The 7,893-nt window shown below is 47.1% G+C and carries 6 protein-coding genes and 1 tRNA gene; 6 read left to right on the forward strand and 1 reads right to left on the reverse strand.

From position 1 onward, the window contains the following. From CIK93_RS01140 to CIK93_RS01165, 6 genes are all read left to right on the forward strand, one after another. Complete coding sequence (locus CIK93_RS01140) at nt 1–1,158, forward strand: peptidylprolyl isomerase (RefSeq protein WP_094435448.1); 1,158 nt, start codon at nt 1–3, stop codon at nt 1,156–1,158. Further along, entirely contained in the window at nt 1,155–2,528 is a 1,374-nt protein-coding gene (locus CIK93_RS01145) for a peptidylprolyl isomerase (RefSeq protein WP_094389516.1), read from the forward strand. Before CIK93_RS01140 ends, CIK93_RS01145 begins: the two co-directional genes overlap by 4 nt. Continuing rightward, nucleotides 2,525–4,171 carry an OstA-like protein gene (locus CIK93_RS01150; protein ID WP_094389517.1) on the forward strand — a complete coding sequence of 549 codons (1,647 nt, stop codon included), beginning with the start codon at nt 2,525–2,527 and terminating at the stop codon, nt 4,169–4,171. Before CIK93_RS01145 ends, CIK93_RS01150 begins: the two co-directional genes overlap by 4 nt. After that, entirely contained in the window at nt 4,168–6,030 is a 1,863-nt protein-coding gene (gene mutL, locus CIK93_RS01155; RefSeq protein WP_094439556.1) for a DNA mismatch repair endonuclease MutL, read from the forward strand. The genes CIK93_RS01150 and mutL overlap by 4 nt, the downstream gene beginning before the upstream one ends. Nucleotides 6,031–6,193: 163 nt before the next feature. Further along, the gene (locus CIK93_RS01160) at nt 6,194–7,375 is read left to right on the forward strand and encodes an OmpA family protein (protein WP_094446327.1); all 1,182 of its coding nucleotides are present in this window, start codon (nt 6,194–6,196) and stop codon (nt 7,373–7,375) included. Between the two features lie 55 nt (nt 7,376–7,430). After that, nucleotides 7,431–7,508, forward strand: a tRNA-Val gene (locus tag CIK93_RS01165). A 214-nt stretch (nt 7,509–7,722) separates the two neighbouring features. On the opposite strand, the gene CIK93_RS01175 is transcribed toward CIK93_RS01165, so the two are convergent. Beyond that, nucleotides 7,723–7,893 (reverse strand): transposase (locus CIK93_RS01175; RefSeq protein ID WP_144007561.1); only part of this gene is annotated, 171 nt, incomplete at its 5' end.

The following is a 7,893-nucleotide window of genomic DNA, read 5'->3' on the forward strand; positions in this document are numbered from 1 at the left end:
ATGATACAAAGACTGTTGCTTGCACTCATGTTGCTGCCAAGCACCATGATGGTGCGGGCACAGAATGACCCTACGCTTCTGATGGTGGGTGAAACTGCCGTGAAACGTTCGGAGTTTGTACAAGCATATAGTAAAATATGTGGCGCCCGTGTTGGTGCGCCGTGTAAGGTCGATGACTTTCTGGAGTCTTATATCAACTATAAGTTGAGAGTAAAGGCTGCCAGGGAGTCGCGCCTTGACACAACGTCGATGTTTAAAAGCATGCTTGCCGCTTGTGCGACTAACAGTCTGCCTGCATCGACAACCGCAAATGCCTCTGGTAGTTTGACCGGAGAAGACCTTAGGCGGATAGTCCAAAGCTGCGGCAATGGGATGAATAACGAAGTGGTCTGCTTGTCGCATATTTATCTGAAGGTGCGCCAGCGTGGACAACGTTATGAATTACAACAAGCCATCAAACGGGCAGACTCCATCTATAATGCTTTGCGACAAGGTGCTGATTTCGCTGTGTTGGCTCGACAAGTATCACAGGATAAAGCCTCTGCTGCAAATGGCGGACTGATGGGATGGTATGGTCGCAACCAGTTGCTTAAGGAGATGGAAGACAATGCCTTCACACTTCAACCAGGAACCTATAGCCGCCCATTCCTTACTGCCGATGGTTATCATATCCTGTTGCTTAACGACAGACGAACTGCCGATAAGTTTGCAGAACTGCAACAATGGCAGGCAGCAGAACAGAAAAGGCTGTCTATGGTGCGTGGCATCTCGTCATCGCCGGTTCAAGCGAGTCTGCCATCAGCAGAACGGGAATCGAATATGGGCAATAGCCCCATTTCACCAATGACGACCGCATCGCTACCCACAGTTTCTGACGACATCTATGAAGGATTACTGCTCTGCGTGTTGTCAGAGAAATCGCTTGCCCGGCAGGCAGCTACCGACAAGACTGCCATGGCTCGGTATTTCAAGAAAAACAAGAAGAAGTATCGCAGGAAAGGTTTCAAGCCTAAAAGCTATGTTGAAGTAGAAGAACAGGTGGTAGCCGATTTGTGTACTGAAATGGAGAAACACTGGATATCAGATTTGAAGGAAAAATATCCGGTCACAATAAATAAAGATGTATTAAAAACAATAAACAAACATCACAGAATATGAGCATTCGCAGTATATTATTTGCTATGCTGGCATTGGCAAGTACAGCCATGCAGGCAAAAACTGACAAAGACAGTATCAATGCGCAAAGCACAGTAGATGAAGTCATCTGGGTTGTGGGCGATGAGGCTATCCTGAAGTCAGATGTCGAAGCCATGCGCATGCAGGCCCTGCAGCAGGGAGTGCATTGGACAGGCAATCCTGACTGTGCCATTCCCGAACAGATAGCTGTACAGAAACTGTTCTTGCATCAGGCTGCCATCGACAGTATCGAGGTGACCGATGCACAGATTAGTGCAGGTGTTGACCGCCAGATAGACTATATGATTTCTGTTGTCGGATCTCGTGAGAAGTTGGAAGAGTATCACAAGAAGACGATGACACAGATTCGCAACGAACTGCGTGACTCTTATCGTGAAAACCAAATGGTAGAGGAAATGAAGCAGCAACTGGTCAAGGATATTGCCGTGACCCCTGCAGAAGTGCGCCGCTACTTCAAGGATATGCCAACAGACAGTATTCCTTTTGTTCCCACCGAGGTGGAAGTGCAGATTATCACACAAACTCCTCGTGTGTCACAGGAAGAGATCAACCGTGTGAAAGGTGAACTCCGCGACTATACTGACCGTATCAACCGTGGCGATGCTTCGTTCCAAACGCTGGCACGTCTCTATTCTGAAGATCCAGGAAGTGCACGTCGTGGTGGTGAACTGGGATTCATGTCGCGTATGGAACTCGATCCAGCCTTTGCTGCTGTGGCTTTCAACCTGACTGATCCGAAGAAAGTCTCGAAGATTGTGGAGTCTGAATTTGGATTCCATATTATCCAGTTGATAGAGAAACGTGGTGAGAAAGCCAATGTTCGCCATATTCTCCGTCGCCCTGTTGTTAGTAACGAGGCTATTGAGAAGTCGTTGAGCCAACTCGATTCTCTGCGTACCGATATTGCTGATGCGAAGTTTACCTTTGATCAGGCTGCCTCTGTGCTCTCTGACGATAAAGATACCCGTAACAACAAAGGTGTGATGTTCCACGATGACATGGGCACACGTACTTCACGTTTCCAACTGCAAGATCTTCCTGCTGAAGTGGCTCGTGCCATCGATGGATTGAAGATCGGGGAAGTTACCAAACCATTCCAGATGATGAAAAACGGTCGTACAGTATGTGCCATCGTCAAACTGAAGAATCGCAGCGAAGGTCATAAAGCCACCATTACCGAAGATTTTCAGGTGATGAAGAATGTTGTGCTGGAGAAATTGCGCCAAGAGAAGATTCATCAGTGGGTGGTGGAAAAGATCAAAAACACCTACGTCCGTATCAATGACCGTTATCGGGATTGTGATTTTGAATATCAGGGTTGGATACGATGAAACTCCGTGCTGTTGCCATCTTTATGCTTTGCCTGTTGGGTATTGGCCTGATAGGTGCTATGCAGCCTGTGCGTAAACGTACAGCAAAAAATCATAGAACGGCTCCCGACAAGCGCGTTTATCTGGTACATGCCGACGAACTGCGTTATAACCAGTATCAGAATGGTGATGCCCAGGTCCTTACGGGACATGTTCATTTCCGTCATGTTGGCGCCAATCTTTATTGCGACAGTGCCAATTTCTTCCAGCAGACCAACTCTTTCGAAGCTTTCGGTCATGTGCGCATGGTGCAGGGCGACACGCTGAGCCTTACCAGCGACTATGCTTACTATGATGGTAACGAGCAGATTGCACAAGCGCGATATAATGTGGTGCTGAAACATCGCAAGACAACACTCTATACCGATAGTTTGGATTATGACCGCATGTATAGTTTCGGCAACTTCTTCGAAGGTGGAAAACTCGTGGATAATGGTTCTACGCTGACCAGCGATTGGGGTGAGTACCATACTGACTCGAAGATGGCGATGTTTTATTATGATGTACGCCTGCGCAACAAGAAGTTCTATCTGACAACCGATTCTCTCTTCTACGATACCCGTCTCTCACGTGCACATATCGTGGGACCGTCGAATATAACATCGGGCAGTAGTCATATCTATAGTGAGGACGGCTACTACAATACCAAGACCGAGATGTCAGAACTGTTTGGTCGTTCGGTCATGAAAGATAAAGGCCGCTCGTTGGTGGGCGATAGCGTTTATTATGACAGTAAGAACGGGCTCAGCCATGCCTATAGTAATGTAGTCTATGTTGATTCCGTCAATAAAAACAAGATGACTGGCGACTATTGTGAATACAATGAAGAGACGGGCTATGCCATGACCACCAAGCGTGCTGTTGCTATCGATTATTCGCAGCGCGATTCTCTTTATATGCATGCCGATACCTTCAAGGTGTTTACGTTCAATATCAATACCGACTCGGTCTATCGTAAAATCCATGCCTACAATAAGGTGCGCGCCTATCGTGTCGATGTGCAGGCGGTATGTGACTCGTTGGTGTATAATTCCCAAGATTCATGTATGACGATGTATCGTGACCCTATCGTATGGAACAACGGCCAACAACTCTTTGGTGAGGAGATACGTGCCTATATGAAAGACTCTACCATCGACCATGTACATGTGGTGGGACAGGCATTCTCTGTAGAACAACTTGCCGATTCGGTACACTTCAACCAAGTGTCGTCGAAAGAGATGATGGCACTCTTCAACAAGGGTGAAGTGTATGAAACCAATGCTACGGGTAATGTGCTGATCGTTTATTATCCGATGGATGATTCCGACAGCACCCTAATAGGACTCAACTATACCGAGACACCCAAACTGCGTATGTTCCTTGAAAAGCGCAAGATGAAGAAGATATGGATGGAGAAACCAACAGGAGTGCTCTATCCCATGACGCAGATACCCCCTTCGAAATATTTCTTGCCAGGCTATGCTTGGTTTGATTATATCCGTCCACTCAACCGCGACGACATCTTCAACTGGCGCGGAAAGAAAGAAGGACAGGAGTTGAAAGAGCAAGTGCATCGCACAGCACCTGCCTCGGTAAAGAAGGCGGAAGGAGGACCGAAATGAGTGATGTAATACAGTTGCTGCCAGATTCTGTGGCCAACCAGATTGCAGCCGGAGAGGTTATTCAGCGTCCGGCATCGGTCATCAAGGAACTTGTAGAAAATGCGGTAGATGCCGGTGCACACACCATTAGTGTACTGGTGGTTGATGCCGGTCGCACGTCAATACAGGTTGTCGATGATGGTAAAGGCATGTCTGAAACCGATGCACGTCTCGCTTTTGAGCGTCATGCCACTTCGAAGATTCGCAAGGCCGACGACCTCTTTGCGCTAACCACCATGGGATTTCGTGGCGAGGCACTCCCTTCGATTGCTGCCGTGTCTCAGGTAGAACTGCGTACTCGTACTGCAGCCGACGAACTGGGTACTTGTCTTACCATCTACGGTTCAAAAGTAGAAGGACAGGAGTCGGTCAGCTGCCCAGTGGGAAGCAATTTCAAGGTTGACAATCTTTTCTATAATGTGCCTGCCCGCCGCAAGTTTTTGAAGACCAACGCTACCGAACTTAGCAATATCCTCACCGCTTTTGAGCGTATAGTATTGGTATATCCTGAAATCAACTTCACACTCCATAGTAACGGACAAGAGCTGATGAACCTTCGTGCAGGCTCTGTACGCCAGCGTATCAGCGATGTCTTTGGCAAACGCTATAGTCAGGATGTGTTGCCCTTGGAGGTAGAAACTGCCATCTGCAAAGTTTCGGGCTATGTGGGGAAACCTGAGTCTGCGCGCAAAAAAGGTGCCCACAACTACTTTTTTGTCAATGGCCGCTTCATGAAGCATCCTTATTTCCATAAGGCAGTCATGCAGGCTTACGAACGCTTAGTGCCTATAGGCATGCAGGTACCCTATTTTATCTATTTCGAAGTTAACCCCGCCGACATAGATGTAAATATCCATCCGACAAAGACAGAAATCAAGTTTGATAACGAACAAGCCATTTGGCAGATTCTTACCGCTGCGGTAAAGGATGCTATCGGCAAGTTCTGCGAACTCACACAGATAGACTTTGACACCGAAGGACGCCCTGATATCCCGGTATTCAATCCCGATGAACAGGTGGCTCCACCCACTCTGAACTTTAATCCTGACTATAATCCATTCCGTCAGCAAACAGCCAAACCGACAAGAATGGAAGGATGGGAACAACTCTATGGCAATCTGCCTACACAGAAACCTGTTGCTCCAGAACTTTTCCCAACATCGCAGGATGATGCCGAAGAACTGATCACTTCCAACAAGATTACACACGGGACACAGGAACTTGAAGGACAGGGCAGTCGTGCTGTCATCGAAGACAAGTCGCCGATGCACTATCAGTACAAAGGCAGATTTATCATGACTGCTGTCAAATCGGGACTGATGATAATCGACCAGTATCGTGCTGACGTGCGAATTCGTTATGAGCAATATATGGAACAGTTGCGCACCCATCAGGCATCAAACCAGCGCGTGCTCTTTCCTGAAGTGGCACGTTTCTCACCCTCCGATGCTGTCATGCTCCAAAAGATACTGCCCGAACTGGAAGCTATAGGTTTTGAACTCTCCGATCTGGGACAGTATTCCTATGCCATCAATGCCATTCCCGCAGGTCTTGAAGGTCTCGACAGCGTGCAATTGCTATGCGACATGGTAAGTGATGCTATAGAAAAAGGTGCTACTCAGACCGATGCCATCCATGCCGCCCTCGCGCTGAGCATGGCGCGCCATGCTGCCATACCGCAAGGACAGGTGTTGAGCAATGAGGAAATGGAGGCAGTTGTCAATCAATTGTTCGCCTGTTCCAATGTCAATTATACCCCTGATGGCAAAGCCATACTGTGCATTCTCCCCCAGCGCGATATAGAGCAACTTTTGGGCTAATATATAATAATGTAAGGCGGAAATGGGGGAAAGACTAAAAAAATATCAATTTTTGCAACAAAAAACTCAAAATACTAATAAAAAAGTTTGTGGATTCAAAATAAATGTTTAATTTTGCACAACAATTCATAGAAGTATATAACGTATATTTAATTAAATAGGTATGAAAAAGTTATTAATGGTACTGGCTTTTGCCGGTGTTTCTGCTGCCTCAATGGCACAGAATGCTGATCCTACTGAAAAGTTCAGCGTTTCTACTAATTCATTCTGGAGCAACTGGTTCGTACAGGCTAACGTTGCTGGTACTGCATTTTGGGGTAACCAGGAAGTAGGTAACAATTTCTCAAAGAGCCCTCTCAAGGGTTTCCGCAACAACCTTGGCTTCTCTGTAGCTGTTGGTAAGTGGTTCACTCCTGGTCTCGGTCTCCGCACTAAGTTCAACGGTGCTTGGGGTCGCACAGTCGTTTCTGAGAACAAGAAAACCAATGCTAACAAATACTGGACTCTCAGCGAGCAGGTAATGTTCAACCTCAGCAACATGCTGCTGGGTTACAACGAGAGCCGTGTTTGGGACTTCATTCCTTACGCAAGCGTAGGTGTTAACCGTAACATGAGCGCTAACTGCTATGCTCCTGTAGCAGGTATCGGTATCCTGAACGAATTCAAGATCAACAACAAGTGGGCTGTTAACCTCGACGTTAACTACATGCTTGGTACTTCAGACTACGATGGTTTCGAGGGTTCGCTCCCCGGTGCTAAACCTTACGACTCTCGTTCATTCAAGGGTCTCGTAGCTAACCACGACCGTACTCTGAACGTTGAAGTTGGTTTGACCTACAACCTTGGTAAGGCAACCTTCAACAAGACTCCAGACGTAGAGGCTATCAAGGCTCTCTCACAGGGTCAGATCGATGCTCTGAACGCTCAGCTTGCTGACGCTCAGTCTGAGAACAACCGTCTGAAGGATATGCTCGCAGAGCAGAAGCAGCAGCAGTCTGTAGCTCCTGTATCAGCAGTTACTAAGGTGGTTTCAGCTCCTGTATCAGTATTCTTCAACATTGGTAAGGCTAAGGTTGCTTCTAAGAAGGACCTCCAGAATGTTAAGGCTGTTGCTGACGCAGCAAAGGCTAACAACGCTAAGATCGTTGTAACTGGTTACGCTGATAGCAAGACTGGTAGCGTTGCATTCAACAAGAACCTTTCTGAGAAGCGTGCTCAGACCGTTGCTGACGCTCTCGTTAACATGGGCGTAAGCCGCGACAACATCGAAGTTGTTAGTGCTGGTGGTGTAAATACTCTCTCACCTGTATCTTACAACCGTCGTGCTACTGTTGAAATCAAATAATTTCAACCAACGATAGACTTCAATCCCGGAGGTTTTCACCCTCCGGGATTTTTAAGGGCGCTTAGCTCAGCTGGTTTAGAGCATCTGCCTTACAAGCAGAGGGTCGGGGGTTCGAATCCCTCAGCGCCCACCATCGGATTCCAATCTTTTGGAATCCGATTTTCTTTTTTTTCTTCTGCCTGTTGCTTCCTATTGACCATGATGATTATATCGTGGCTCAGTAGATAATTAGTAGGGGTAAGCGTATATCATGGAAAGTCTGTAGAGAAAGAATTTCTCATCCCTAACTCCCATTAGTGCTGCCCTGAAGGACTTGACTTTGGCGTTGAAAGAGGCTCAGTAGATAATTAGTGGGGGTAAGCGTATATCATGGAAAGTCTGTAGAGAAAGGATTTCTCATCCCTAATTCCCCTTAGTGCTGCCCTGAAGGACTTGACTTTGGCGTTGAAAGACTCTGCTGCTGCGTTAGACGACCTGTTATTGTAGAAGTTGAGTATGTCATCATAGTGCTCGTAGAA

It is taken from the genome of Prevotella sp. P3-92, assembly GCF_002251205.1.
Classification (GTDB): Bacteria; Bacteroidota; Bacteroidia; order Bacteroidales; family Bacteroidaceae; genus Prevotella.